General features: G+C 66.1%; 25 protein-coding genes and 1 tRNA gene. 17 read left to right on the top strand and 9 right to left on the bottom strand.

Annotated elements, in window-relative coordinates; all coding sequences use genetic code 11:
- Positions 1-86: 86 nt before the first annotated feature.
- Complete coding sequence (locus tag FQV39_RS21565) at positions 87-1,721, top strand: OpgD/OpgG family glucan biosynthesis protein (RefSeq protein ID WP_149132157.1); 1,635 nt, start codon at positions 87-89, stop codon at positions 1,719-1,721.
- Here the strand turns inward: FQV39_RS21565 and FQV39_RS21570 are convergent.
- A complete protein-coding gene (locus FQV39_RS21570; protein WP_149132158.1) occupies positions 1,718-2,449 on the bottom strand; it encodes a hypothetical protein in 732 nt (243 codons plus the stop codon). The genes FQV39_RS21565 and FQV39_RS21570 overlap by 4 nt on opposite strands.
- A gap of 138 nt (positions 2,450-2,587) precedes the next feature.
- On the opposite strand from FQV39_RS21570, the gene FQV39_RS33260 reads away from it, so the two are divergent.
- The 7 genes from FQV39_RS33260 (at position 2,588) to FQV39_RS21600 (ending at position 8,099) form a co-directional block, all read left to right on the top strand.
- Positions 2,588-2,731: a hypothetical protein gene (locus FQV39_RS33260; RefSeq protein WP_187640010.1), complete on the top strand. Its 144-nt coding sequence runs from the start codon at positions 2,588-2,590 to the stop codon at positions 2,729-2,731.
- A 14-nt stretch (positions 2,732-2,745) separates the two neighbouring features.
- Entirely contained in the window at positions 2,746-3,480 is a 735-nt protein-coding gene (gene aztA, locus FQV39_RS21575) for a zinc ABC transporter ATP-binding protein AztA (protein ID WP_149132159.1), read from the top strand.
- A 200-nt stretch (positions 3,481-3,680) separates the two neighbouring features.
- A complete protein-coding gene (locus tag FQV39_RS21580) occupies positions 3,681-4,511 on the top strand; it encodes a metal ABC transporter permease (protein WP_149133970.1) in 831 nt (276 codons plus the stop codon).
- A gap of 34 nt (positions 4,512-4,545) precedes the next feature.
- Entirely contained in the window at positions 4,546-5,499 is a 954-nt protein-coding gene (locus tag FQV39_RS21585; RefSeq protein ID WP_149132160.1) for a metal ABC transporter substrate-binding protein, read from the top strand.
- Positions 5,500-5,677: 178 nt separating this feature from the next.
- A complete protein-coding gene (locus tag FQV39_RS21590) occupies positions 5,678-6,640 on the top strand; it encodes a CobW family GTP-binding protein (RefSeq protein ID WP_149132161.1) in 963 nt (320 codons plus the stop codon).
- A 172-nt stretch (positions 6,641-6,812) separates the two neighbouring features.
- Positions 6,813-7,820 carry a WD40 repeat domain-containing protein gene (locus FQV39_RS21595; protein ID WP_149132162.1) on the top strand — a complete coding sequence of 336 codons (1,008 nt, stop codon included), beginning with the start codon at positions 6,813-6,815 and terminating at the stop codon, positions 7,818-7,820.
- Positions 7,821-7,826: 6 nt separating this feature from the next.
- A complete protein-coding gene (locus tag FQV39_RS21600; RefSeq protein WP_149132163.1) occupies positions 7,827-8,099 on the top strand; it encodes a hypothetical protein in 273 nt (90 codons plus the stop codon).
- Between the two features lie 164 nt (positions 8,100-8,263).
- Here the strand turns inward: FQV39_RS21600 and FQV39_RS21605 are convergent, their stop codons facing one another.
- The gene (locus FQV39_RS21605) at positions 8,264-9,088 is read right to left on the bottom strand and encodes an OmpA/MotB family protein (protein ID WP_149132164.1); all 825 of its coding nucleotides are present in this window, start codon (positions 9,086-9,088) and stop codon (positions 8,264-8,266) included.
- 12 nt (positions 9,089-9,100) lie between these two features.
- Positions 9,101-9,868, bottom strand: coding sequence for a motility protein A (locus FQV39_RS21610; RefSeq protein ID WP_149132165.1), 768 nt, complete (start codon positions 9,866-9,868; stop codon positions 9,101-9,103).
- A 374-nt stretch (positions 9,869-10,242) separates the two neighbouring features.
- On the opposite strand from FQV39_RS21610, the gene FQV39_RS21615 reads away from it, so the two are divergent.
- The 3 genes from FQV39_RS21615 (at position 10,243) to FQV39_RS21625 (ending at position 13,734) form a co-directional block, all read left to right on the top strand.
- Positions 10,243-12,057 carry a glucan ABC transporter ATP-binding protein/ permease gene (locus FQV39_RS21615; RefSeq protein WP_149132166.1) on the top strand — a complete coding sequence of 605 codons (1,815 nt, stop codon included), beginning with the start codon at positions 10,243-10,245 and terminating at the stop codon, positions 12,055-12,057.
- Between the two features lie 116 nt (positions 12,058-12,173).
- The gene (locus tag FQV39_RS21620) at positions 12,174-13,298 is read left to right on the top strand and encodes a calcium:cation antiporter (protein WP_248313105.1); all 1,125 of its coding nucleotides are present in this window, start codon (positions 12,174-12,176) and stop codon (positions 13,296-13,298) included.
- A gap of 100 nt (positions 13,299-13,398) precedes the next feature.
- A complete protein-coding gene (locus FQV39_RS21625; RefSeq protein ID WP_149132167.1) occupies positions 13,399-13,734 on the top strand; it encodes a DUF1330 domain-containing protein in 336 nt (111 codons plus the stop codon).
- 7 nt (positions 13,735-13,741) lie between these two features.
- Here the strand turns inward: FQV39_RS21625 and aroB are convergent, their stop codons facing one another.
- Both aroB and FQV39_RS21635 read right to left on the bottom strand, forming a co-directional pair.
- Positions 13,742-14,881, bottom strand: a complete 1,140-nt coding sequence (gene aroB, locus FQV39_RS21630; protein WP_149132168.1) for a 3-dehydroquinate synthase — start codon at positions 14,879-14,881, stop codon at positions 13,742-13,744.
- The gene (locus FQV39_RS21635; RefSeq protein WP_472840604.1) at positions 14,878-15,480 is read right to left on the bottom strand and encodes a shikimate kinase; all 603 of its coding nucleotides are present in this window, start codon (positions 15,478-15,480) and stop codon (positions 14,878-14,880) included. The genes aroB and FQV39_RS21635 overlap by 4 nt, the downstream gene beginning before the upstream one ends.
- A 173-nt stretch (positions 15,481-15,653) precedes the next feature.
- On the opposite strand from FQV39_RS21635, the gene FQV39_RS21640 reads away from it, so the two are divergent.
- Together FQV39_RS21640 and FQV39_RS21645 are read left to right on the top strand one after the other, a co-directional pair.
- Positions 15,654-15,800: a histidine kinase gene (locus FQV39_RS21640; protein ID WP_149132170.1), complete on the top strand. Its 147-nt coding sequence runs from the start codon at positions 15,654-15,656 to the stop codon at positions 15,798-15,800.
- On the top strand, positions 15,797-16,726 hold the full coding sequence (locus FQV39_RS21645; RefSeq protein WP_149132171.1) for a site-specific tyrosine recombinase XerD: 930 nt from the start codon (positions 15,797-15,799) through the stop codon (positions 16,724-16,726). The genes FQV39_RS21640 and FQV39_RS21645 overlap by 4 nt, the downstream gene beginning before the upstream one ends.
- A 378-nt stretch (positions 16,727-17,104) precedes the next feature.
- Here FQV39_RS21645 and FQV39_RS21650 read toward each other — a convergent pair whose 3' ends face one another.
- Positions 17,105-17,803 carry a carbonic anhydrase gene (locus tag FQV39_RS21650; protein WP_149132172.1) on the bottom strand — a complete coding sequence of 233 codons (699 nt, stop codon included), beginning with the start codon at positions 17,801-17,803 and terminating at the stop codon, positions 17,105-17,107.
- Between the two features lie 228 nt (positions 17,804-18,031).
- On the bottom strand, positions 18,032-18,364 hold the full coding sequence (locus tag FQV39_RS21655) for a DUF167 family protein (protein WP_149132173.1): 333 nt from the start codon (positions 18,362-18,364) through the stop codon (positions 18,032-18,034).
- Positions 18,365-18,497: 133 nt separating this feature from the next.
- On the opposite strand from FQV39_RS21655, the gene FQV39_RS21660 reads away from it, so the two are divergent.
- Entirely contained in the window at positions 18,498-19,991 is a 1,494-nt protein-coding gene (locus FQV39_RS21660) for an amidase (protein ID WP_149132174.1), read from the top strand.
- 40 nt (positions 19,992-20,031) lie between these two features.
- Positions 20,032-21,612, top strand: coding sequence for an ABC transporter substrate-binding protein (locus FQV39_RS21665; RefSeq protein ID WP_149132175.1), 1,581 nt, complete (start codon positions 20,032-20,034; stop codon positions 21,610-21,612).
- 118 nt (positions 21,613-21,730) lie between these two features.
- Here the strand turns inward: FQV39_RS21665 and FQV39_RS21670 are convergent, their stop codons facing one another.
- Together FQV39_RS21670 and FQV39_RS21675 are read right to left on the bottom strand one after the other, a co-directional pair.
- The gene (locus tag FQV39_RS21670) at positions 21,731-23,326 is read right to left on the bottom strand and encodes a gamma-glutamyltransferase (protein WP_149132176.1); all 1,596 of its coding nucleotides are present in this window, start codon (positions 23,324-23,326) and stop codon (positions 21,731-21,733) included.
- Between the two features lie 109 nt (positions 23,327-23,435).
- On the bottom strand, positions 23,436-23,726 hold the full coding sequence (locus FQV39_RS21675) for a YggT family protein (protein WP_149132177.1): 291 nt from the start codon (positions 23,724-23,726) through the stop codon (positions 23,436-23,438).
- Positions 23,727-23,844: 118 nt separating this feature from the next.
- Between FQV39_RS21675 and FQV39_RS21680 the strand changes: the two genes are divergently transcribed.
- Positions 23,845-23,920 (top strand) — tRNA-Ala (locus tag FQV39_RS21680).
- Positions 23,921-24,309: 389 nt separating this feature from the next.
- Positions 24,310-25,932: a S10 family peptidase gene (locus tag FQV39_RS21685; RefSeq protein WP_149132178.1), complete on the top strand. Its 1,623-nt coding sequence runs from the start codon at positions 24,310-24,312 to the stop codon at positions 25,930-25,932.
- The last annotated feature ends 48 nt before the right edge of the window (positions 25,933-25,980 follow it).

The raw sequence follows: 25,980 nt of genomic DNA on the forward strand, positions 1-25,980 counted from the left end.
TGGCTGACTATCTCCGCTTCGCACGGCTGCTCTTCCTCCGGGAGCATGCCAGCCGGGCATCCGGACAACGAGCGATCAGGAACGACATGGACGACCGCGCCGGGCAGGGCAGCAGCCAGAGGCTTCGCCTCGATCGACGGACTCTTCTCGCCGGGGCGGGCGCGACAGCGACGCTGGCGGCGCTCGGGTTCGCGCCGGAGGCGCTGGCGCAGCAGGGGCTCAAGCTCGGTCAGGCCGAGGATTTCACCTTCGAGGCGTTGAAGGCGCGGGCGAAGCAGATGGCCGCGCAGCCCTACCAGCCGCCGCCGAACCCGCGGCCGGACGTGCTGCAGCGGATCGACTACGACGCCCATGGCAAGATCCGGTTCAAGCCGGAGATGGCGCTGTGGGCGAACGGGCCCTCGCCCTGGCCGGTGACCTTCTTCCACCTCGGCCGCTATTTCCAGAAGCCGGTGCGGATGCATGTCGTCGAGGCTGGCCGGGCGCGCGAGATCATCTACGACGAGAGCTATTTCGAGATGCCGGCCGACTCGGCGGCGCGTGGGCTGCCGACCGGGGCCGGCTTCGCCGGCTTCCGCTTCCAGGAAAGCCGCAGCGGTCATCCCGGCCGCAAGGGCGAAACGCTCGACTGGAAGAAGAACGACTGGGTCGCCTTCCTGGGGGCGTCCTATTTCCGTGCCATTGGCGAGCTTTATCAGTACGGCTTGTCGGCGCGCGGCCTCGCCATCGATCCGGCGGTCGCTGGCCGGTCCGAGGAATTCCCCGACTTCACCCATATCTGGCTGGAGACGCCGAAGGACGGCGCCGAATACGTCACGGTTTATGCGCTGCTCTCGGGGCCGAGCGTGGCCGGCGCCTATCGCTTCCGCATGCATCGCGGCAAGGGCGTCACCATGGAGATCGAAACCGCGATCCATCTGCGCAAGGATGTCGAGCGGCTCGGCATCGCGCCGCTGACCTCGATGTTCTGGTATTCCGAGACGTTGAAGCCCACCGCGATCGACTGGCGCCCGGAGGTCCATGATTCCGACGGGCTTGCGCTCTGGACTGGCTCGGGCGAGCGCGCCTGGCGGCCGCTCAACAATCCGCCGCGCACCATCGCCTCGGCCTTCGTCGACAACAATCCGCGTGGCTTCGGGCTGATGCAGCGCGACCGCGAGGTCGGGCATTTTCTCGACGGTGTGTTCTACGAGCGCCGCCCCAGCCTTTGGGTCGAGACGGAAGGCGAGTGGGGCAAGGGCTCGGTTCAGCTCATCGAGATCCCGACCGACGACGAGATCCACGACAACATCGTCGCGATGTGGGTGCCGGAGGGCCCTGCCAGAGCCGGCAATGCCTATAACTATCGCTACACGCTGCACTGGCTCGCCGACGAACCCTTTCCGACCACGCTCGGCCGGGTCGTCGCGACGCGGCTGGGCAATGGCGGCCAGCCGGGGACCATGCGCCCCAAGGGCGTGCGCAAGTTCATGGTCGAGTTCCTTGGCCCGGCGTTGGAGACGATTCCCTTCGGCAGGAAGCCGGAGGTGGTGCTTTCGGCCTCACGCGGCAGCTTCTCCTATGTTTTCGCCGAGGCGATGCCGGACGATATCCCCGGTCATTGGCGTGCCCAGTTCGACCTCACCGTCGAGGGCAGCGAACCAGTCGAGATGCGCTGCTACCTCAAGGCGGGTGATGCGGTGCTGACCGAGACCTGGCTCTACCAGTACCTGCCGTTCTAAACGGGCGCGTCCATTTCGACGATCATCGCGCGGTAGACATGGGCGCCGGCAAGCGGGGCGATGAGGCCGGCAATTCCAGTCGCGCTGCTGAGCAAGATGGCCGCAAGGGGCTCCCCCAACATGTCGATCAGCATCTCATGGTTGCCAAGCGAGCCTAGGAGAGAAAGTGCGCCGAATGGCAGTAGCGACAGGATCAAGATTGCGAGCAGGCGGAGCGTCTGTCCGGACGTCAGTCGGTAGGACGCCAATGGATCGGGATGATGAAGCCCCAGCGCGAGGGCCGTGAAGGCGAGCGTTGTCCGCAATTCGAGAAAGATCGCCACGCCGACCAGCGCAGCCATCGGCAATCCGAAGGCGGGGTGGGCAGAAGCCAGCGGCAGCAAGACCAGAGCCGGCAAACTCAGCAAGAGGCTCAAGTCGAAATAGCGAGCTGTCGTCGGCGACAGGAGATTGAGCAGCTCAATGGGAGCGGATTGTGCTGATACCGCGCTCCGGATGCTGGCGAATATGCAGGGCAACCAGATCATCAGGGTGAGCGCGGCGGCTGCCACCGACGGGAAGGCCGCCGCGACACCGCGCGGATCGACCTCGAGCAAGAAACGCACGAGGCCGTAGTCTACTCCAGCCGTACACAGAAGCGTCACCGCGAGCGCAAGCGGATGCCTCCTGACAAAGCCGAACAGATCGCGCCATGTGGCGCGCACGATCTCAAAGACGGGAAGTTTCATCGCAGTCCCCCAAAGATGCGATGGAACAAATAGAGTACAAATACCCGGTCGAGCGCAAGAGGGCCCGGGTGATTTTTCGACGATTTCGCCGCGCACCGGTTGCATCGGGGAGAGTGTAATACTATAGCATTTCAGGTGATGTCCAAGAGCCACGATCACTCCCACGCCGTCGCGATCGAGCCCGGTTTTTCGCTGCTGCGGATATCCGCGCCGGCGCGGCTCGGTCTTGCGACGCTCGTCGTCGCTTTGCTCTGGCTGGCGACGCTGGTTGTGATCCTGTGATTGAGTCGCGTTCCATGTCCGCCATTCGCCTGACCGACCTGACGCTGGGTTATGACCGCCATCCGGCGGTGCATCACCTGTCCGGCGAGATCGAAGCCGGGAGCCTGACTGCGATTGTCGGGCCGAACGGCGCGGGCAAGTCGACTCTGCTCAAGGGCATTGCCGGGGCGCTTGCGCCGCTGTCTGGCGGCATTGCGCTCGCCAAGGGCAAACGGCTTGCCTATCTGCCGCAATCGGCCGATCTCGATCGTTCCTTTCCGATTCATGTCTACGACCTCGTCGCCATGGGGTTGTGGAACCGGGCCGGCATCTTCGGCCGCATCGGCGCCGGGGCTGCGCATAAGATCGGGCACGCCATTGCGGCGGTGGGTCTGACCGGCTTCGAGGGCCGGCCGATCGGTACGCTCTCCGGCGGGCAGATGCAGCGCGCGCTGTTTGCGCGGCTTCTGCTGCAGGACGCCGATGTGATCCTGCTCGACGAGCCCTTCACCGCCATCGATGCGCGCACCACAGCGGATCTGCTGGAGCTTGTGCGGCGCTGGCATGGCGAGAACCGCACGGTTGTCGCCGTGCTGCACGACATCGAGACGGTGCGGCAAGCCTTTCCGCAGACGCTGTTGCTGGCGCGCGAGGCCGTCGCCTGGGGTGAGACCAGCGCGGTGCTGACGCCTGAGAACCTGCTGAAGGCGCGGCGTATGGTCGAGGCCTTCGACAGCCACGCCGCTCCCTGCCAGCGCGACGCGGCGTAGGCCAGGTTTCATCAATCCTTCCGCAACCCGCGCCGTCATTCCGGGCGCAGCGAAGCGGAGACCCGGAATCCATCGTCGAGGGGTGCGCCTTGTGATGGATTCCGGAGCGGAGCCGCTTCGCGGCTTGTCCGGAATGACGGAAAGTGTTGCCGGCGTTGCTCTACGATCTCTTCATCGGCCCCTTTGCCGAGTTCGACTTCATGCGGCGCGCCCTTGTCGGCGTGGCGGCGTTGTCTGTTTCGGGTGCGCCCATTGGCGTCTTCCTGATGCTCAGGCGAATGAGCCTGACCGGCGACGCCATGGCGCATGCGATCCTGCCGGGTGCGGCGCTTGGCTATCTCGTCGCCGGCTTCTCGCTGCCCGCGATGACTATCGGTGGGCTCGCCGCCGGATTCGCGGTGGCGCTGGCGGCTGGCGCGGTGGCGCGGGCGACGGTGCTCAAGGAGGACGCTTCGCTTGCCGCCTTCTATCTGATTTCGCTGGCGCTTGGTGTCACCATCGTTTCGCTGCGCGGCTCTGCGATTGATCTTCTGCACGTTCTCTTCGGCAATGTGCTGGCGCTCGACGACCAGGTGCTGATCCTGCTCGCCGGCGTCGCGACCGTGTCGCTGCTGTCGCTGGCGGCGCTCTACCGGCCGCTGGTGCTGGAATGCGTCGATCCCGGCTTCCTGCGTTCAGTCAGCCGCTCCGGCGGCGTCGTGCACCTGACCTTCCTTGCGCTTGTCGTGCTTAACCTCGTCGCGGGCTTCCATGCACTGGGGACGCTGCTCGCTGTCGGCATGATGATGCTGCCGGCTGCGGCCGCGCGCTTCTGGACGGCGGACATCACGCGCCTTCTCCTGCTCGCGGCCGGTTTCGGCATGGTCTCCGGCTATGCCGGCTTGGTTGTGTCCTACGCGGCCGGCAGCAGCCTGCCGGCGGGGCCGTCGATCATCCTCGCCGCCGGCGCGATCTATCTCGGCTCGCTCCTGTTCGGCTCGCAGGACGGGCTTGCGCGACGCCTCTTGCCTCGGGCCCATCTCCAGAGATAGAAACGTTATATCGTTTCATTTCATGGAGTCACCAATGCCGAACCGTCGCGCCCTCGTCGCCGGCCTCGCTCTCGGGCTTGCTGTGGCCGCAGCGCCTTTTGGTGCCTTCGCGCAAGAGACCGCGCAAGGGAAGCTGCCGGTGGTGGCGAGCTTCTCGATCCTCGGCGACTTCGTCCGGCAGGTCGGCGGCGATCGTGTCAGCGTGATGACGCTGGTCGGACCGGATGGCGACGCGCATGTCTATTCGCCAACTCCCGCCGACGCGAAGGCGATGGCGGCCGCGAAGCTCGTCGTCGTCAACGGGCTGCATTTCGAGGGCTGGCTGCCGCGCCTCGTGAAATCCTCCGGCACCAAGGCGACGCTGGCCGAGGCAACGAAGGGCATCACGCCGCTCGAGGCCGACGACGACCATGACGACAAGGGCAAGGGGGGCCATGCGCATGCCCACGGCCATGACGACCCGCATGCCTGGCAGAACGTCGCCAATGCGAAGATCTACGTCGCCAACATCCGCGACGCGCTGAGCGCGGCCGATCCGGCCGGCAAGGCGACTTACGAGGCCAACGCCACCACCTATCTCGCCCAACTCGAGACGCTCGAAGGCGAGGTCAAGGCCGCGATCGCGCGCATTCCGTCTGAGCGGCGCAAGGCAATCACCACGCATGATGCCTTCGGCTATTTCGTGAAGGCCTATGGCGTCGACTTCATCGCCCCGCAGGGCGTCTCGACCGAGGCGGAGGCTTCCGCCAAGGACGTCGCCCGCATCATTCGGCAGGTGAAGGCGCAGAAGATCCCGGCCGTCTTCCTTGAAAACGTCACCAATCCGCGCCTGGTCGAGCAGATCGCCCGCGAAAGCGGCGCCAAGGTCGGCGGCCGGCTCTATTCCGATGCGCTCTCCGACGCCAGCGGGCCGGCGGGGACTTACATCCGGATGATGAAGCACAATATAAGCGAGATCGAAAAGGCGCTCGCCGCCGGCCCGGCCTGAGAGACAAATCCGCAGGAACCACGCCGTCATCCCGGACAAGCCGCGCAAGCGGCGCCGATCCGGGATCCATCGAAGGGGCTGCCCTATGATGGATCCCGGCGCTTCGGCCGGGATGACGGTCGCGGATTTGATTTCGGTTCGGGCTAGAACCATTCCTGAATATCGAGCAGGTCAAGCCATGTCCGAGAAAATCCCCGTCACGGTGCTCACCGGCTATCTGGGCGCCGGCAAGACCACGCTCCTCAACCGCATCCTGACCGAGGATCACGGCAAGAAGTTCGCGGTCATCGTCAACGAGTTCGGCGAGGCCGGCATCGATGGCGACCTCATCGTCGGTGCCGACGAGGAAATCTTCGAGATGAACAACGGCTGCATCTGCTGCACCGTGCGCGGCGATCTGATCCGCATTCTCGACGGGCTGATGAAGCGCAAGGGCAAGTTCGACGCGATCATCGTCGAGACGACCGGCCTCGCCGATCCCGCGCCGGTCGCGCAGACCTTCTTCGTCGATCAGGATGTCGGCGACGCGACCCGTCTCGATGCGGTCGTCACCGTCACCGACGCGAAGTGGCTGAAGGACCGGCTCAAGGACGCGCCCGAGGCGAAGAACCAGATCGCCTTCGCCGACGTCATCATCCTCAACAAGACCGATCTGGTGACGCCGGAGGAACTCGGCGAGGTCGAGGCCGCGATCCGCGCCATCAACCCCTACGCCAAGCTGCACAAGGCCGAGCGCTGCGACGTCGATATCGCCGCGCTGCTCGACCGCAACGCCTTCGACCTCGACCGCATTCTCGATATCGAGCCGGATTTCCTCGAGGCCGGCCATCATCACCATCATGCCGAGGATGTCCGCTCGATCTCGCTGACCGTGCCGGGCGATGTCGATCCGGAGAAGTTCATGCCGTGGATCAACGACATCGCCCAGATCCAGGGGCCGAACATCCTGCGTTCCAAGGGCATCCTCGCCTTCAAGAACGAACCGCGCCGCTTCGTCTTCCAGGGCGTGCACATGATTCTGGACGGCGACCTGCAGCGCGACTGGAAGGACGGCGAGACGCGCGAGAGCCGCCTCGTCTTCATCGGGCGCGGTCTCAACGAGAACGAATTGCGCAAGGGGTTTGAAGCCTGCGCGGCTTAAGGGTTTCGGTATTCACCGCCGTCATCCCGGACAAGCAGCGAAGCTGCGCAGAGCCGGGATCCATGCCAGAACCTTCCCCGGAAGTGCTCCGGCATGGATCCCGGGTCTCCCTTCGGTCGCCCGGGATGACGTCGCGGTTTTCATGGAAAACAAGCTGCGCTAGACCGGCCGCATGAACACGACCACCCAACCCGTCTCGCTGCGCGAGCATGTCACTCCGATTGCGGCGGAGACGCATGTCGTCGCTGCCCGCTGGCTGAAGCAGGGGCTCGCGCTCGCGCTCGCCGACGGGCGCGTGCTGCGCTGGCGCGACGGCGCCACCGACAGCGTGGAGGCCCATGCCGGTGGCATCCTCTGCGCGACGGGGAATGGCGAGCGCCTGATCTCGGGCGGCGATGACGGGCGCGTCGTCGCAACCCGGATCGAGGGCGAGCCGGAAGAGCTGGCGAAGGACCCGAAGCGCCGCTGGATCGACGCGATCACGCTCTCGGCTTCAGGCAATATCGCCTGGAACAGCGGCAAGACCGTGCAGGCGCGCGATGAGAAGGGACGCATCCGCACGTTGGAAGCGGCGAGCACGCCGCAGGGCCTTGTCTTCGCGCCGAAGGGCTACCGCCTCGCCATCGCCCAGATGAACGGCGTTTCGCTCTGGTATCCCAACACCGAGGCGAAGCCGGAAGTCCTGGAATGGAAGGGCTCGCATCTCGATGTCGTCTGGTCGCCGGACGGGCGCTTCATCGTCAGCTCGATGCAGGAGAACGCGCTGCATGGCTGGAAGCTCGGCGACAAGCCGGGCCATATGCGGATGACCGGCTATCCGGCCAAGCCGCGCTCGCTGTCCTGGTCGCATGACGGGCTCTGGCTCGCCTCCAGCGGGGCGGACGGGGCGATCGTCTGGCCGTTCCAGGGCGACGGGCCGCAGGGCAAGGCGCCGCGCGAGTGTGGGGTGCGGCGCGCGCGTGTGACCCGAGTTGCCTTCCATCCGGGCGCGCTGGTGTTGGCGGTCGGCTATGACGATGGCTGCATCCTGCTGATCCGGTTGACCGACGGTTCCGAATTGCTGGTGCGGCCGGCCGAGCGTGACAGCGGCATCAGCGCCTTCGCCTGGGACAAGGCCGGCAAGCGGCTCGCCTTTGGTGCCGAGGACGGCGCTGCGGGCGTGCTGGTCCTGCCGAGCTGAAATCGCATGCGCTTGGGTCTCTTCGGCAGGGGCCGTGATGCGAAAGTCGAGGCGAAGGCCGCGGCCGAGCGAGTGAAGGCGCGGGTGAGGGAATTGCTCGGCCTTCCCGAGACGGCGGCGATCGCCGTCAACGAGATCATCTGCGCCGATCCGGCCTGCCCGGGCACCGAGACGGTGATCCTGGTGATGAAGCCGGGAGAGAAGACCCGCGCCTACAAGCTGCAGATGGCGATGGGCGAGGTGACGGCGGAGGCGTTGGCGGAGGTTCTGGGGCCGTAGCAGGACAGCTCAGAGCCCATTCTGCATAGCCGCGTCGTCATTCCGGACAAGTCGCGAAGCGACGCCGATCCGGAATCCATCATAGAGCTCGGCGCTCTCCGATGGATTCCGGGTCTGCGCTGCGCTTGCCCGGAATGACGGGCGTTTTCGTTCGAACTTCAAAATCAAGGCTTGAAGCCGTTTGGCAGGGCCGGCGCCTCGGCCTTGAGCACGATGCCGACGCGGCGGTTGTAGGGCAGATAGGGATTGTCCTTGATCAGCGGCTCGGTGTCGCCCTTGCCGGCGACGGAGAGGAAGCGCTCGTTCGGCACGCCGGCATTTGCGAGGATCTCGCGGACCGCATTGGCGCGGGTGATCGAAAGGCCCCAGAGATCGCCCTCCGGCGCTGTGCCGGGCCGCGGCGTTGCGCTGTGGCCGGAGATGGCGATCTTGTTCGGCATACGCCGGAGCGTTGGGGCGAGAGCGGCGAGAACCTTGCGCATGCGCTCGTTCGGCTGGGCCGAGCCCTCGGCGAACATGGCGCGGCCCTCCTGATCGACGAGCTGGATGTCGATCCCGGCCTCGGAGACCTCGACGAGGACGTTGCGCGAGACTTCCGCGATCTCCGGCATGTCGCGCAGCGCCTGCCGGAGCGAGGCGGCGGCCAGCGCGAAGCCGCGATCGTGGGTCGCCGCGATCAGCCCGTCTTCCTTCTGGTTGTTATGGTTGGGGGCCGTGTTGTCGGAAGCGTCCTGCAGGGGCCGCACATAGGCGTTCTTGATGTGCGTCTTGGTCGGGATGCCATCGAGCTCGACGATGCCGGCGAGGCGCACATCGGTCTGGGTGCCGAAGGCCTCGCGCATCGAACCGGCGACGATCTGGAGCTTCTGCTTGTCCTGGCTCGAATAGGCGGCGACCATGACGAAGAAGCTCATCAGCAGCGCCATCAGATCGGCGAAGGTCACGAACCAGCCGTGACCGCCATGCGCTCCGCCCTTCTTGCGCGCCATCGCCGCTCTTCCTCAGGCTTCCGCGAGTTCGGAACGGTGATGCTGCGGCAGGTAGGCGAGCAGCATTTCGCGCACCAGCGTCGGCGATTTGGCATCACGCATCTGGAGCACGCCATCGATGATCAGAGTGCGGGAGATCTCCTCCTCCTCGAGTTTGACGTGCAGCTTGTCGGCGAGGGGGAGCGTGATCATGTTCGCGATGACCGCGCCGTACAGGGTCGCCAGCAGCGCGGTCGCCATGGCCGGGCCGAGCCTGGACGGATCCGACATGTTGGCGAACATCGTCACCATGCCGAGGATCGTGCCGATCATGCCCCAGGCCGGGGCGCAGTCGCCGATGGCGCGGTAGACCTTGGAACCTTCGTCGAGCCGCTGCAGGAAATTGTCGCGGTCGCGTTCCATCGTGTCGCGGATGAAGTCCTTGTCGTAGCCGTCGGCGATATAGCGCAGGCCCTGGGCAAGAAACGGGTCGGAGACCTCGACATTCTCCAGCGCGACGGGGCCGCTCTTGCGGGCGATCTCGGCGACGCGGGTGATTTCCTCGATCAGCTCGCGCGGATGGCTCGCGCTCATGGTGAAGGCGAAGCGCGCACCCATGGGCAGGCCGTGGGCGATCACCGAAAAGGGAAAGCGCGTCATGGTCGCCGCTGTCGCGCCACCGAAGATGACGATGACGGCGTGCTTGTCGAAATAGGCGGCGAAATTGCCGCCATCGATCATGATCAGGCCGAAAATAACGCCAATTCCGGCAAAGATACCCAAGCCGGTTGCAATATCCATCACTCACCCCGGACCCAGCTGCCGGCGCGCCGGAGCGCGGCATCGCCTTTTCGCGTTCACCATAAGGAGGCTGGTTTGAAGGAAGCGTTAAGGTTGATCGCAGCGAAAGCAGCGGCCGATCCCGCGGCACCCATGCGGAGCAGTCCCGGTTCCGCATCGTGATCTCCGCGTGTTCGAATTTTTGCCGAAGCCCTCATCGTGAGGAAGCGCCGTCAGGCTAAGCCTCGAAGGATGGTCCAAGAGGCTCCGGAACCATCTGGAGCATCCTTCGAGACGCCGCTCACGCGGCTCCTCAGGATGAGGGCTGGAGGATCTGTGAACGGTCCCCAAAACCGCACTCCACTTTTCGGGCCGATGCTTTAAAGCTTGTCGGGATGTCGCTGCTTTCGCTCTATGCCCGTGTCCTCGGCGAACTCGGCCCGGAAAGGCGGCTGGGGCTCATCCTGGCGTTGGCCAATGTCCTGCTGGCCGCAGTCGCCTTCGCCGAGCCGATGCTGTTCGGCACGCTGATCGACCGGCTGACGACGATCCAGATGTCCGGCGGCAAGCTGACTTGGAACAGCATCGACTATCTGATCCTCGCCTGGGTCGGTTTCGGCCTCACCAATATCGGGCTCGGCGTCTTTGTCGCGCTCCATGCCGACAGGCTCGCCCATCGTCGGCGGCTCGCGGTGATGGCTGAGTATTTCGAGCATGCGCTGACGTTGCCGCTCGCCTATCACACCCAGACCCATTCCGGCCGCGTACTCAAGGTGATGCTCGACGGCGCCAGCGCGATGTGGGCGCTCTGGCTCTCCTTCTTCCGCGAGCATTGCGCCTCGATCGTCGCGCTGTTCGTGCTGCTGCCCTTCACCATCTGGAAGAACTGGCAGCTCGGCCTGCTGCTGATCGCCCTCGTCATCCTGTTCGGCTCGCTGACGGCCTTCGTGCTGCGCCGGACCGACCAGCTCCAGCGCAATGTCGAATCTTATCATTCCAGCCTGGCCGAACGGGCCTCGGATGCGCTCGGCAACGTGCCGGTGATCCAGAGTTTCACCCGCATCGAGGCCGAGGTGCGTGGCCTGCGCTCGACCATCACGAACCTCCTCAATGCGCAACTGCCGGTGCTGTCCTGGTGGGCGGTGGCCAATGTCGCGACGCGGGCCTCGGCGACGCTGACGGTGCTGGCGATCTTCATCGTCGGCACCTGGCTCCTGATGCACGGCCAGACCACTGTCGGCGAAATCGTCACCTTCATGGGGTTCGCCACCATGCTGGTCGGGCGTCTCGAGCAGATCGTCGCCTTCGTGAACTTCATCTTCATGCAGGCGCCGAAGATGCGCGAGTTCTTCGAGGTGCTCGACACACTGCCGACCGTGCGCGACCTGCCGAATGCTCCGGACCCCGGCCGGCTCATCGGCGCCGTCGCCTTCGAGGACGTCTCCTTTTCGTATGACGGCAAACGCGCCGCGGTGCGCGACGTCTCCTTTTCGGTCAGGCCCGGCGAGACCATCGCGGTCGTCGGCTCGACCGGCTCGGGCAAATCGACCACGCTCGGGCTGCTGCATCGGGCCTTCGATCCGCAGTCGGGGCGGATCACGGTCGACGGCCTGGATATCCGTGACATCTCGCTGCTCTCGCTCCGACACAATATCGGTGTCGTCTTCCAGGAGCCGATGCTGTTCGCCCGCTCCATCCGCGAGAACCTGCTCGTCGGCAAGCCGGACGCGATCGATGCCGAGCTGATGCAGGCGCTCGACCGCGCCCAGGCGACCGAGGTGATGGCGCGCCAGCCCGACGGTCTCGACACCCTCGTCGGCGAGCGTGGCCGCACCCTCTCCGGCGGCGAGCGCCAGCGGCTTTCGATCGCGCGCGCGCTTCTCAAGAACCCGCCGATCCTGATCCTCGACGAGGCGACCTCGGCGCTCGATGCCGCGACCGAGGTGAAGCTGCAGAAGGCGCTGGAAGAGGTGATGAAGGGACGCACCACCTTCGTCATCGCGCACCGCCTCGCCACGATCCGCAATGCCGACCGCATCCTCGTCTTCGAGCAGGGGCAGGTCGAGGAGATGGGCACCTTCGACGAGCTCGTCGCCAAGGGCGGGCGCTTCGCGGCGCTGGCACGGGCGCAATATCTCGTCAGCGACAAGCCGGCAGCGCTCGCGGAAGGCGAGGCGACCCCGCTGGCGCAGAAGATCATTCCCGGCTGATACGCCGCCGGCTCTCGGAAGGCCTTTCGCGAAGATCGCATGCGACATCAGCCGTTGCGCCGCTGTCGCCTTTCCCGCTTATTAGGGCGCACCCCTCCCGCAACAGAACCTTCCGTGTGACGACGACGATGATGATCCTTCGCCTTGCCTGTGCCTGGGTTTCGGTTGCCGCCTTCCTGCTGTTCGGCGACACCCTGCTCGGCCAGCTCGGCGCGCCGCTGCCGTCGCTGCTTTTGTTTCTTTGGCTGCTCGGCATCATCGTCTGGGCGTCTTTCGGCGTCGTGCACGAGGCCGAGGAACTGGCTGAAAGGCTGGGCGAGCCCTATGGCACGCTGATTCTGACGCTCTCGATCGTCATCATCGAGGTGGCGCTGGTCGGTGCCGTCATGCTGGGCGCCCAGGGCGCGCCCACGCTCGGGCGCGACACGATGTTCGCAGTGCTGATGATCGTGCTCAACGGCGTGGTCGGCGTCGGGCTGCTCATCGGCGGCCTCAGGCATTTCCAGCAGCGCTACAATCTGAAGGGCGCCACTTCCTATCTGGCGGTGATCATCCCGCTCACGGTGATTCCGCTTTTCCTGCCGAATTTCACGACCTCGACCCCGGATGGGACGCTGACCTCGTTCCAGGCGATCGCCTTCTCGATCTTCACGGTTGCCCTCTATGGTGCCTTTCTCGCGCTCCAGACGGGCCGGCATAGCATGTTCTTCCGCGAGCCCGACGAGGACGGCAAGCCGGCATCGGCATTGGCTGCCGCGGAAGACAAGCTGGCTTCGCCGTCTTCCGCGGGTGAATTGCTGCCGCGCGTCGGCCTGCTGCTCGCCAATATCCTGCCGATCGTCATCCTCTCGAAGAGCCTGGCGAAGGTGCTCGATTTCGGCATCGCCAAGCTCGGCGCCCCGGCGGCGCTCGGCGGCATCCTGATCGCCATGGTGGTGTTCACGCCGGAATGCATCGCGGCACTGCGGGCGATAACCGCCAATCAGCTCCAGCGTGCGGTCAATCTGTGCCTGGGCGCGGCGGCCTCGACGCTCGGCATGACGGTGCCGGCTGTGCTGCTGATCGGCGTCTTCACCGGCCAGCCGGTCGTACTCGGCCTGTCCGGGACGAACATGGTCATCGCCGCCATGACCCTGCTGCTCTCGACGCTGACTTTCACCGGCACGCGTACCACCATGCTGGAGGGCGCGGTGCATCTCGCCGTGTTCTTCGTCTTCCTGGTGCTGGTGTTCAGCCCCTGACCCACGGACGATAACCCCGCAGGTAATCGACCCGCGCCGTTCGGCGCGCCATGGTCCTTCGCGACGGCCGGCTTTCGAAGCGCCGCCCACGGAGACGACCATGACTGCCTATGCCATCGCCCATCTGCAGGATGTCCGCCTCGGGGCCGAGATCATCGACTACATCAAGCGGATCGATGCGACGCTTGAGCCCTATCAGGGACAGTTCCTGATCCATGGCGCCACACCCGAGATCGTCGAGGGGCCGTGGCCAGGCGATCTCGTCATCATCGGCTTTCCCGATATGGAACGGGCGCGCGCCTGGTATGATTCGCCCGCCTATCGCGAGATCCTGCCGCTCAGGACGGAGAATTCACGCGGCGTGACGATGCTCGTGAAGGGTGTCGAGCCGGGTTACCGCGCGGCGGACTTCCTTGCCAAGGCCGGTCTGGCCTGATCGCGGTTCAGGCTGCCAGCTCGGCCTCGATGAAGCCGCGCACTTCCTCAGCCGCGACGCCCGGCGCGATGAAGCTCTTGCCGATGCCGCGGGCGAGGATGAAGGTCAGCACGCCGCGCTTGACCTTCTTGTCCTGCGCCATGGCGTTGACGATCTCCTCGGCGCTGCCGGCACCGCCCGGCACCTGCTGCAGCCGGCTCGGCAGGCCGACATGGTCGAGGTGGCGGGCGACGCGCCCGGCATCCTGCCCTGGGCAGAGCCCAAGGCGCTGCGAGAAGCGGAAGGCGAGCGCCAACCCGATGGCGACAGCCTCGCCATGGACGAGGCGGCTCGAATCGTAATTGGTCAGCCGCTCCAGCGCATGGGCGAAGGTGTGGCCGAGATTGAGCAAGGCGCGGTCGCCCTCCTCACGCTCGTCGCGGGCCACGATCGTCGCCTTGGCGCGGCAGGAAACGGCGACGGCATGGTCGCGCTCCGGTCCGCCGGCGATGACGCGGCTCCAATTGGCCTCGCACCAGTCGAAGAAGTCGGGATCGTCGATCAGCCCGTACTTCACCACCTCGGCATAGCCGGCCTTGAACTCGCGCTCGCTCAGCGTGTCGAGCAGGGCGGTATCGGCGATGACGAGCGCGGGCTGGTGGAAGGCGCCGATCAGGTTCTTGCCGTGCGGCGAGTTGATGCCGGTCTTGCCGCCGACCGAGGAATCGACCTGGGCGAGCAGCGTGGTCGGAATCTGCACGAAGCGCACCCCGCGCCGCAGCACCGCCGCTGCGAAGCCGGTGAGGTCGCCGACGACGCCGCCGCCGAAGGCGATGACGAGGTCGTTGCGCTCGATCTTCGCTGCCAGCAGCGCGTCGCAGAGCGCGATAAACTGGCTATAGGATTTCGAACCCTCACCCGGTGGAATGGTGATGCGGGTCGCCGTGATGCCTTCCTGATGCAGGCAGGTCTCAAAGGCGGCGCCGTGCAAGGCAGCCACGCTGGTGTCGGTGACGAGGGCGGCCTTGGCGCCGGGCGCGAAGGCGGCGATCAATGCCGCCGCCTCGCAGAGCTGGTGGCGGCCGATATGGATGTCGTAGGCGCGGCCTTCGAGCGCGACGGGGACGACGATCCGCGCGCCGGCCTTCTTGGTCAGGGTGGCGTTCATGGCGTGTCTTCTCCGGCCGTCAGGCGCAGATAGCCGCCCAATGCGGCAATGGTTTCGCGGACCACGATTTCGTGAGGCTCATCGCTCGACAGGATGGTCAGGTCGGCAAGCGCATAGACGGGCTCGCGCTCGGCCAGCATCCGGCGCAGCGTCCCCTCTGGATCGGCAGTCTGGAGCAGCGGGCGGTTCGAGCGCTTGCGGACGCGGCGCATCAGCACGTCCGGCTCGGCCTTGAGCCAGACCGAGATGCCGAACTGCTTGATCCGCTCGCGCGTCTCGGCGTTCATGAAGGCGCCGCCGCCGGTCGCCAGCACGACGGGCGACTGCGTCTCCAGTATCCGGCTGATCACGCGCCGCTCGCCCTGGCGGAATTCGGCCTCGCCACGCTGCTCGAAGATCTCGGGGATCGTCATGCGGGCCGCCGTCTCGATCTCGACATCGGCGTCGATGAAGGACATGCCGAGCCGCGACGCCAGCCGGCGCCCGACCGAGCTCTTGCCGGAGCCCATCATGCCGACGAGCACGATGGTGCGCCCGCCAAGGGCGGTGCGGAGATCGGCCATGTCCGGGGCGGCGATGGTGGCAGCGGCGGTCATCAATGTATTGTCCTAGGGAGGGCTGTAGCACGCAGCTGCCGGCCACGTCATGCCTCCGTCATGGTTTTTGGCGGCGCTTTGCACGGTGCTGTGGCCTGCCTGCCCTTGCGCGACGCGGATGGCATCGCGGATAGTGCCTCGGTCCAAGATCGCGCGATTGCGAAAGTCCGCCCGAAGTGCCGACGTTATTCCGTTTCCTCGTCTTCGTCGCGGTCATCGCCGGTCTGGTCTTTGGGGGCATGGTGGCGCTGGTCACTTTCGTCCAGCCGGTGCAGCGCGAGATGATCGAGATCGTGCCGCCTTCGAAACTCCAGCCGAAATGAGCCGCCTGTCGCGCCAGCGGCTGAATGCCTTCCTCGACATGTTGGCAGCCGAGCGCGGCGCGGCGCGCAATACGCTCGAAGCCTATGAGCGGGACGTCGAGGACTATCTCGAATTCCTGGGCGGCAAGGTGCTGGGCGAGGCCACGGCCGAGGACATCCGCGGCTGGCTCGCCGATCTGTCGGGGCGTGGCCTCAAGGCCTCGTCGGCGGCGCGCAGGCTGTCTGCCGTGCGGCAGTTCCACCGCTTCCTCTACACCGAGGGGCTCGCCGGCACCGACCCGACCGCCGCGATCTCGGGGCCGCGCCAGGGGCGACCGCTGCCGAAGGTCGTTTCCGTCGGCGATGTCGACCGGCTGCTCGAAACCGCGCGGGAGGCCTGCCTGCGCGAGGGGCCGAGTCCGGCGGCGCGGCTGAAGGCCTTGCGAATGCGCTGCCTCGTCGAGATGCTCTACGCCACGGGCCTGCGCGTCTCCGAGCTGATCGCGCTGCCACGCTCGGCCGCGACGACGCGCGAGCGTTTCCTGATCGTGCGCGGCAAGGGCGAGAAGGAACGGCTGGTGCCGCTGAACGAGGCGGCGCGCCAGGCAGCGCGCGACTGGCTCACGGCCCTGACGGAGGCGGGGCAGGGGGAGGGGCGCTGGCTCTTTCCTTCGGATGGCGAGAGCGGGCATCTGACGCGGCAGGTCTTTGCGCGCGACCTCAAGACGCTGGCCGGAGCGGCGGGGCTTTCAGCTTCGGCGCTGAGCCCGCACGTGCTGCGCCACGCCTTCGCCAGTCATCTGCTGCAGAACGGCGCCGATCTCAGAGTGGTGCAGGAACTGCTCGGCCATGCCGATATCGCGACGACGCAGATCTACACCCATGTCCTCGACGAGCGGCTGAAGAGCATGGTGCGCGATCTCCACCCGCTGTCGGATGGGGAGTGAGGCGCCGCCGTCGCGGCGTCATTCTCGGGCCGCGCTTGCGCGGACCCTAGAATCTCAGAACGAGAGAATCTGGTTTCCGCGATGCTCAGGTCAAGCCCGCGGCTGTCCAGTTGGTTTTGAACACCGTCTTGGAAAGCACAATGGATCGAAGGCTTTCCAGAGAACAGCGACGGAGATGACAGGTGCGGGGAACCCCTCCCCCTTGTGGGGAGGGGCAGGGGTGGGGGTCGAACGACGGGGTTCAACGCTCACCAAGCGGAACCACCCCCATCCCCATACCCTTCCCCACAAGGGGGAAGGGAGGAGCCCGCCCCGGCACCCGCCAGCGCGATGTGAACCGGACAGCCGTGGGTCAAGCCCGAGCATGACGTACAGCGTTCACGCCTCGGAACAGCGAATCTGCTGGACGCGCTTGGGCATCTCGCCGATGGCGGGAATGAACTGGCCGGTGGCCGGGTCGAGGATCATCAGCACGCCGGTGGCGACGGCGAAATAGGCGCCGTGCAGGTGCAGCCTGCCCTTGCTCTCCAGAATCTGGACGCAGGGGAAGGTCCGCAGATTGGCGAGTGATTGCTGGATCGAGGCGAGTTCCAGCCGGTGCAGATAGTCGTCGAAGCTCTCGTTGCGGCCGCGACCGCCGGTGCGCTCGGCCGCCGGTCCGATCAGGGTGATCCACTTGCCGATGAAGTCGCCGGGCGAGAGCGCTTCCTGACTATCGTCGGCGAAGGCGCGGATGCCGCCGCAGCGGCCATGGCCGAGCACGACGATATGCTCGACCTTCAGTGCTTGAATGGCGTATTCGAGCGCGGCCGAGGTGCCGTGGAGCTGATCGTCCGGCGCGAAGGGCGGCACGAGATTGGCGATGTTGCGGGCGACGAACATCTCGCCTGGCCGAGCATCGAAGATGACTTCGGGTGAAACGCGCGAGTCGCAGCAGCCTATCAACATGATCTTCGGCGTCTGGCCGTGCTCGCCGAGCTCTTCGTATCGGCCCTGTTCACGGATGAAACGGTCGTCGAGGAAGGTGCGATAGCCTTCCGTCAGGCGCTGCGGGAACGGCTCTGCAGGCTTGTTCATGGGCTTTCTGGAACAGGAAACCGCGGCTTTCGTCAAGTCTATGTTGCGGTGCGGGATCGGCGAACCCGCCTAGAGTGCGCTGACTTTACACGGAACCACGCGGGTCATCCCGGCTGCAGCGAAGCGGAGAGCCGGGATCCATGCCTGAACCTTGATCGGAAACGCTCCGGCATGGATCCCGGGTCAAGCCCGGGATGACGCCGTGTTTTCGTGTAAACCCAGCACGCTCTAGGTGAGCCTGTCGAGGCAGGCGGCAAGCGCTGCCGCCAAGGCGGCAGCATCGCCTTGCAGAGCCACGGTTTTCAGCCGTGCCGTGGCGCCGCTCGCGATCGAAAGCTGCGAGCGGGGCAGCCGCAGCTCACCGGCCAGCAGCCGGATGAGCGCTGCATTCGCCTCGCCATCCGTCGGGGCGGCGCGGACACGGGCCTTCAGGACGATGCGCCCGTCCGCGAGCGTCTCGACGCCGTCGAGCGCATCGCGCCCGCCGCGCGGCGTCAGGCGGACATCTAGCGCGACCCCCTCCTTCGTTTCCCGCCAGGGCCGGGCGGCCGGGTTGCTCATGAGCCCTCTCACCGGGAAGTGGCGGCCATGCGCAGCCGCCACATGGACATATGGTCGCCGTCGCCTAGTCTGGGGTGTCGGCCCGATGCGGCATAGCGCTTGCGAGGGGCCGTGCGCAACGGAGATACGAGCCTTGACCGAACCCTGCGATCTCAGCGCCGTCGCTGCGCGCGCCCTCATCGGGGCCAAGAAGCTGTCCGCCCGCGAGCTGCTCGAAAGCTGCATCCGCCGTATCGACGCGGTGGACCCAGCCGTGAATGCGATGGTGGCGCGCGACGACGAGGCGGCGCGCAAGGCGGCAGCCGCGGCAGACGAGGCGACGGCGCGCGGCGACCAGCTCGGCGCGCTGCACGGCCTGCCGGTCGGCATCAAGGATCTGGAGAATGTCGCGGGCTTACGCACCACCTATGGCAGCCCGCTCTATCGGGATTTTGTGCCGAAGGAGGATCAGCTGATCGTCGCCTCGGTGCGCAAGGCCGGCGCGATCATCGCCGGCAAGACCAACACCCCCGAATGGGGCGCGGGCGCCAATACGCGCAACGCCGTATACGGCGCAACCGGAAATCCCTTCGATCCGTCGAAGAGCGCGGCCGGCTCCTCCGGCGGTTCGGGCGTGGTGCTCGCGACGGGGATGGTGCCGATCGCGACCGGCTCCGACACCGGCGGCTCGCTGCGCAACCCGGCCGCCTTCAACGGCATCGTCGGCTTCCGCCCGACGCCGGGGCTGGTGCCGAGCGAGAAGCGCCAGCTCGGCTGGAATCCGCTCTCCGTGCTCGGGCCGATGGCGCGCAACGTGCCGGATCTGTGCCTGCTGCTCTCGACCATGGTCTCCGACAACGCGGTCGACGCTCTCGCCACCACGATCCATGGCAAGACGGTGCGGCGGCCTGAAGACTTTGCCCGGCCCGAGACGATTGATCTCGCTTCGCTCAAGGTCGCGCTGACGCCGGATTTCGGCTTCGCCCCCACCGAGCGCCTGATCCGCGAGACCTTCGCCGAGAAGACCGGTGCCTTCAGCCACCTCTTCCATGCGGCCGATGAAGCGACGCCGGATTGCGACGGCGCCGACGAGGTCTTCGAGATCCTGCGGGCCGTCAACTTCCTCGCCAGCCATCTCGACAAGGTGCGCGACACGCCCGAGATGGTCGGGCCCAATGTCCGCGCCAATGTAGAGGAGGGGTTGGGCTATTCCGCGCTCGACGTGACGCGCGCCATGAAGCAGCAGACGGCAATCTATCAGCGCTGGCAGCGCTTCTTCGCGGATTACGACGTCATCCTGTCGCCGGCGGTGACGCTGAGCCCGCGGCCCTGGACCGAACTCTTCCCGGCCGAGATCGACGGCAAGCCGACCCGGACCTACTTCCACTGGCTCGCGCTCGCCTATGCCGTCACCATCGTCGGCCATCCGGCGATTTCACTGCCGGTCGGGCTCGACCGCAATGGCATGCCCTTCGGCCTGCAGATCGTCGGGCCGCGCGGCGGCGACGCCAAGGTGCTGGCGGTGGCCGCTGCACTGGAGGCGGCCCTTGCCGGCGATCCGCTGACGGCGCGCCCGGTTCCGGATCTGGCCAGGCTCGCCAAGGCGCGGCCGATCAGCGAGAGCCCGAATTTCATGGGGTTTGCCTGAGCACTACGCAACGACTGCCAATCATAAGAGGGGAGAACCTATGAAGCGTCGCGATTTTCTCACCGGGACGGCGGCTCTCGCCGTCGCCGGCCCGAGCCTGACCCGCTCCGCTGCCGCGCAGAGCGCCACTGTTCTCAAATTCGTGCCACAGGCCAACCTGACCGCACTCGATCCGATCTGGACGACGGCGACGGTGACCAACAACCACGGCTATTATGTCTTCGATACGCTCTATGGCGGCGATCTGGACCTGAAGCCGCAGCCGCAGATGGCGGAGGGACACGAGGTCTCGGCCGACGGCAAGAGCTGGCGCATCCGTTTACGCCAGGGCCTCTCGTTCCATGACGGTGCGCCGGTGAAGCCGGCCGACTGCATCCAGAGCATGAAGCGCTGGTGCCAGCGCGATCCCTACGGGCAGCTGCTGGCCAAGGTCGTCGAGGCCTGGAACGCGCCGGACGAGCGCACCATCGAGATCAAGCTGACCCGGCCCTTCCCGATGATGCTCGACCTGCTCTCCAAGGCGGACAACCCGCCCTTCATCATGCCGGAGCGTCTGGCGCAGACCGATGCGACCAAGCAGGTGACGGAGATGATCGGCTCCGGTCCCTACAAGTTCGTCGCCGGCGAATTCGTCACCGGCAGCCGCGCTGTCTATGAGAAGTTCGACGGCTACAAGCCCCGCAGCGAGCCGCCGAGCCGTAATGCCGGCGGCAAGGTCGCGAATTTCAAGCGGATCGAATGGCACATCCTGCCGGACCCGGCGACGGCGGCGGCGGCTTTGACCACCGGCGAGGTCGACTGGTGGGAGCGGCCGCTCGCCGACCTGCAGCCGATGCTGGCCCAGAGCCCGGACATCAAGCGCGAGGTCATCGACAAGGCCGGCCGCGGCGCCATCATCCGGCTCAACCACCTGCAGCCACCCTTCAACAACCCGAAGGTGCGCGCAGCCGTCCGCATGGCGGTGAAGCAGGAAGACTACATGCGCGCTGCCCAGGGCGACGACACCTCGATGTGGCAAGTCTGCCGCAATCTCTGGTGGCGCGGCACGCCCTATTATACCGGCGAGCAGGAAGACCTGATGCCGGCCAGCCTTGAGAAGGCCAAGGCGGCCCTCAAGGAATCCGGCTACAAGGGCGAGAAGGTCGTCATCATCAACCCGACCGACTTCCCCGATATCGGCCCGCTCGGCGAAGTGACCTACGAACTGCTCAAGCAGCTCGGCATGAATGTCGAGATGGCGGCGAGCGACTGGGGCACGGTGATCCAGCGTCGCAACAGCCGCGAGCCCGTCGAGAAGGGCGGTTGGAGCATCTTCCACACCACCGGCGCGGCGATTGGCTGGGGCAATCCGGCGCTGTCCAATCTCGTACGCGGCCAGGGCGAGAAGGGCTGGTTCGGCTGGTGGACGAGCGACAAGGCCGAGGGCCTGGCCGAACAATGGCTCTACGCCCCCGATGAAGCGACGCAGAAGAAGACGGCGGTCGAACTCGGCCGGCTGGCGCTGGAAGAGTGCGCGACCATTCCGCTCGGCCAGTTCGTGATCCGCACCGCCTATCGTAAGAACCTGACTGGCATGCTGCCGGGCTCGGCGCCTTATCCCTGGGGGCTGAAGCGGGTCTGACCGTGATTCGTCATGCTCGGGCTTGACCCGAGCATCTCCTGCAAGAGATTCTCGGGTCTGCGCTACGCTTCGCCCGAGAATGACGGCCCGGCGCCGTGCCAAGCCGGCGGGGTCGGCGTCAGCGTTGCGCGGCGACCGCAGCCGACCAGGGTGAGGCGGCGTCGCTCGATCCTTCGGCGCCGTCGCGGTCGACCCGGATGAAGTTCGGGCAGGCGAAGTTGATCGGCATGACGGCGTGTTCGGCCAGCGTCGTCGGGCCGGCCTGTTCCAGCGCGGCCAGAGTCTCGGCCGGCAATCGCGGATCGGCGCTGGTCGAATCGGGGCCGGAGACGTCGATGCGCGGCTGATGCGCCGTGTCCTCGGTCCCCATGCCGAAATCAAGCTGCCAGGCCAGCGTCTGGTAGACGCTGGCGAGGATGCGCCGCCCGCCGGAGGAGCCTGCGGCCAGGCGCGGCCAGCCACCGTCCTTCGGCGTCACCACGACCGGGCACATGTTGCAGAGCGGCCGGGCGCCGGGCGCGATCGCATTGGCGCTGCCGGGGCGCGGGTCGAACCACATCATGCCGTTGTTCATCAGCACGCCGGTCGAGGGCAGGACGACGCGGCTGCCCATCGAGGAGAGCAGGGTGGTGGTCACCGTGACGAGATTGCCCTCGCCGTCGACCACGGTGAGATGGGTGGTGCAGGTGTCGCCTGGCTCCTTCGCGGCCGTCGCGGCGCCGAGGCCGTCGAGGCGCTCGCGATAGGCCTGCCGCATGACGCGCGAAAGCTCAGCGAACCAGGCGGCCGAAGGACCTTCGCCGTCGATGGGCGCGTCAGTCATGCCGGCGATGACGCGCTCCAGCGTGGGGGCGGCGGTCAGGCCACCAGCCGTATGAACGAGGTGGCTGCCGCGCCAGTCGATCGTCGGCGAGGAGCGCAGTTGCGCCTCGCAGCCCGCCAGATCCTGCTCGTCCACGACGCCGCCAGCCGCGGCGATGTCGGCCGCGAGCCGGCGGGCGATGTCGCCGCGGTAGAAGTCGTCGAGGCCGGCTTGGGCCAGCCGTTCCAGCGTGCCGGGCAGTTGGCCCAGCGTCATGAAGCCGGGCGTGCCCTGATAGGGCGGCACCGGCGGCAGCCCGCCGGGCAGATAGATGCGGGCGCTTTCCTCGTAGAGCCTGAGCACCGAAGCCGAGGACGCGATTTTCAGCGTCGTGTACCAGTCGGCCGGCAGGCCGCGCTTCGCGAGCGCGATCGCGGGGGCGAGGATGTCGGCGAGTGGCAAGGCGGAGCCGAAGGCATCCTTCAGCTTGGCGTAGCCCGCGACGGAGGAGGGGATGCAGAAGGAGAGCGGTCCGTGGATGTTGCGGTCACCGACGACCTCGGGCCAGGTGAAGAGGTCCTTCTTCATCTCGCCGGTGAGGGGATAGTCGGCCGGATCGGCGCGCCGTGGTGCGATCGGCCCGAAATCGACGACCTGTGCCCGGCTCTCGCCTGCCTTCAGCACCACCGCAAAGCCGATGCCGCCCAGGCCGCTGTTCCAAGGCTCGACCGCGGCCAGCGCGAAGCAGGCCGCGACGGCGGCATCGGCGGCGTTGCCGCCCTGTTCGAGGATCGCCGTTCCAGCCTCGGCTGCCTCGCGGCTCTGCGAGACGACGATACCGTGCTTTCCGCGAGCGGCAGGCTTGGTCAGAACCCAGTTCTGACTGCGATAGGGGCGGGTGGCTGCGGCCATGCGGGCGACCTCGGGCGATTGCGGAGGCCGCCATACTGCATGCCGCTCATGGCGGCGTCGAATGCGTCGTGGACGCCCGAGAGCCGCGCCACGTGCAGGACAGTCGCCGTCAGAACACGTTGGGGTAGATGTAGCGGACGATGACGCTCTGGATGAAGTAGATGATCAGCAGCAGGATGATCGGCGAGATGTCGATGCCGCCGAGATTGGGCAGCATGTTGCGGATCGGGCGCAGGGCCGGTTCGGTGATGCGGTAGAGCGAGTCCCAGACCGTGGAGACGAACTGGTTGCGTGTGTTGATGACGTTGAAGGCGATCAGCCAGCTCAGCACCGCCGAGGCGATCAGAAGCCACACATAGATCTGCAGAGCGAGCAGAACCACGTCGAGAACGGCACGCATCGATCTTCCTTTTGAGCCAGTCCGGAGAGGGTTCGCGGAATATCCCCTGCTCGCGCCAAAACACATGGCGGAAGTGATTGACATCCACGCGGCGCACGGCCTAGAAGGCCAGCGCCTTGGGGCTGTAGCTCAGATGGGAGAGCGCTGCAATCGCACTGCAGAGGTCAGGGGTTCGAATCCCCTCAGCTCCACCAAGGCTTTCCGTTAGCTTATCCCGAGATTTGCCCCAACACCGCTCGCAGCTCGATTCGGGCTGAGACAAGCCGGAATGGACTTGTCACGCCCTTGGCGGGCCGTGCTCTGGTTACGGCGATTCCGAAGTACCGCTTCTCCTGCGATGGGCCACGCCGCCACTAGCCGCAGCACAGCCATCTAGAAGCCTGCTAGATGGAAAGCGTGTTGCGTTTCATGCCGCGACATCAGGCGATTTTACGGCGAAGGTCATCGCGGTCTGACAAGGTTCGGCAAACTCAGGTGGCGGATAGGGCTATGCGCTATCCCGCATTTGTGAAGGCTAGGTCTGCGGATCTGAGGCCAGGACCGGCTATGGTCGGTGCATCGCGAAGCCGGGGATCACCGAGTGATGGACGCATTCGCCACAACCTTGAGCGCAAACATCGACAGCGGTGCGCGCGAGCGGAAAACGGCTCCATGCGCTAGAAGCTGGCAGCCGACGATCGCATTGCTGCTGACCCTTCTCGGCCCGGCATATGCGGATGCCCAGGAGGGCGCGGCTAAGGACCAGATATCTGGAGCCAAGCCCGCGCCCGAGGCGACGGAGCGGCGGATCGTCATATCGGCCAGTTTACCGGCGCCTTCGGTCACACGGCACGAAATCGCTTTAGCCGACGGCCCTCTGCAGTACACCGCAACAGCAGGCGCGCTTCCGGTGCGTGAGCTCTCGGGGCGAGTCCTCGGAGAGATCGCCTACATTGCCTATCAACGGATATCTGCAGGCGAGAAGGCTGATCAGCGCCGCCGCCCGGTCGTCTTCGCCTTTAACGGCGGACCCGGGGCTGCCTCGGCCTATCTCAATGTCGGAGCGTTCGGGCCTAAACGCGTCGCCTTTGGGCGACCGGGCGACGCGCCGTCCGCTCCGCCGAACTTGGTCGATAATCAGGAGACTTGGCTCAATTTCACCGATCTCGTCTTCATCGATCCAGTCGGCACCGGCTTCAGTCACTTCGCGCCTGGCGTCGACGACGCGCGCGGCACGCTCTGGTCCGTCGGAGGTGACTATCGCTCGCTCTCGCGCTTCATCGTCAACTGGCTGCGAGCAAACGACAGGATCGGCTCCCCCGTCTATCTGGCCGGTGAGAGCTACGGCGGATTCCGGGCGCCCAAAATCGCTGGCGAGTTGCAGACCTCGGACGGAGTCGGTGTCTCCGGCCTTATCCTGATCTCGCCGGTGCTCGACTTCACGTTTCAGCGCGACGCGCGCGACACTCCGCTGAAATGGGCCGTCACCTTGCCTTCATTGGCGGCCACGCATCTAGAGGCAACAAGAGGGTTTTCGCCCGACCGGCTCGCCGAAGCCGAAGCTTATGCTGCCGGAGAATATCTGACCGACTTAATGAAGGGACCTCGCGACCCGCAGGCCCGCGCACGGATCATTGAACGCGTCTCTACCCTCACAGGACTGGATCGGGACCTTGTCGAACGCCGTGGCGGCAAGATCGACAGCGGCACCTTTTTGCGCGAGGCAGGGCGGAAGGAGCTCGCTGTCGGAAGCCCGTATGACGGAGCGGTCGCCGCGCTGGATCCGGAGCCGGACGCCGCTCGGAGCCAGGCTCCGGATGCTGTCCTGGAGGCGGCTACCGCACCGCTGACGAGTGCAATGCTGAACCATTATTCAAATGACCTGAAATGGAGCCCTGACGGGCGATATATGTTGCTCAACAGCGAGGTCAGTCGCCGCTGGAATTACGGATCAGGGCGTGGCGATCGGGAGTCGATTTCGGAGTTGCGGAAGCTTCTCGCGCTGGACCCGCATGTCAGGGTTCTGGTCGCCCATGGGTACTCCGATCTCGTCAGCCCATATCTCGAAAGCAAACTGCTGCTCGATCAACTTCCCGCCTTGGGCGATCCCCGACGGGTGAAGCTATCGCTCTTCGAGGGCGGCCATATGTTCTATTCCCGGGAGACATCACGCGCCGGCTTGCGCGATGCCGCTCGGCAGATCGTGGAGCCTCGCCAGGGGCTTTAGCGACGTGTCGTCAAGTAAATTTGAGAGGCCAATGCACTGAACGGCCGC

The sequence above is a fragment of the Bosea sp. F3-2 genome (genome assembly GCF_008253865.1).
Taxonomy (GTDB): Bacteria; Pseudomonadota; Alphaproteobacteria; order Rhizobiales; family Beijerinckiaceae; genus Allobosea.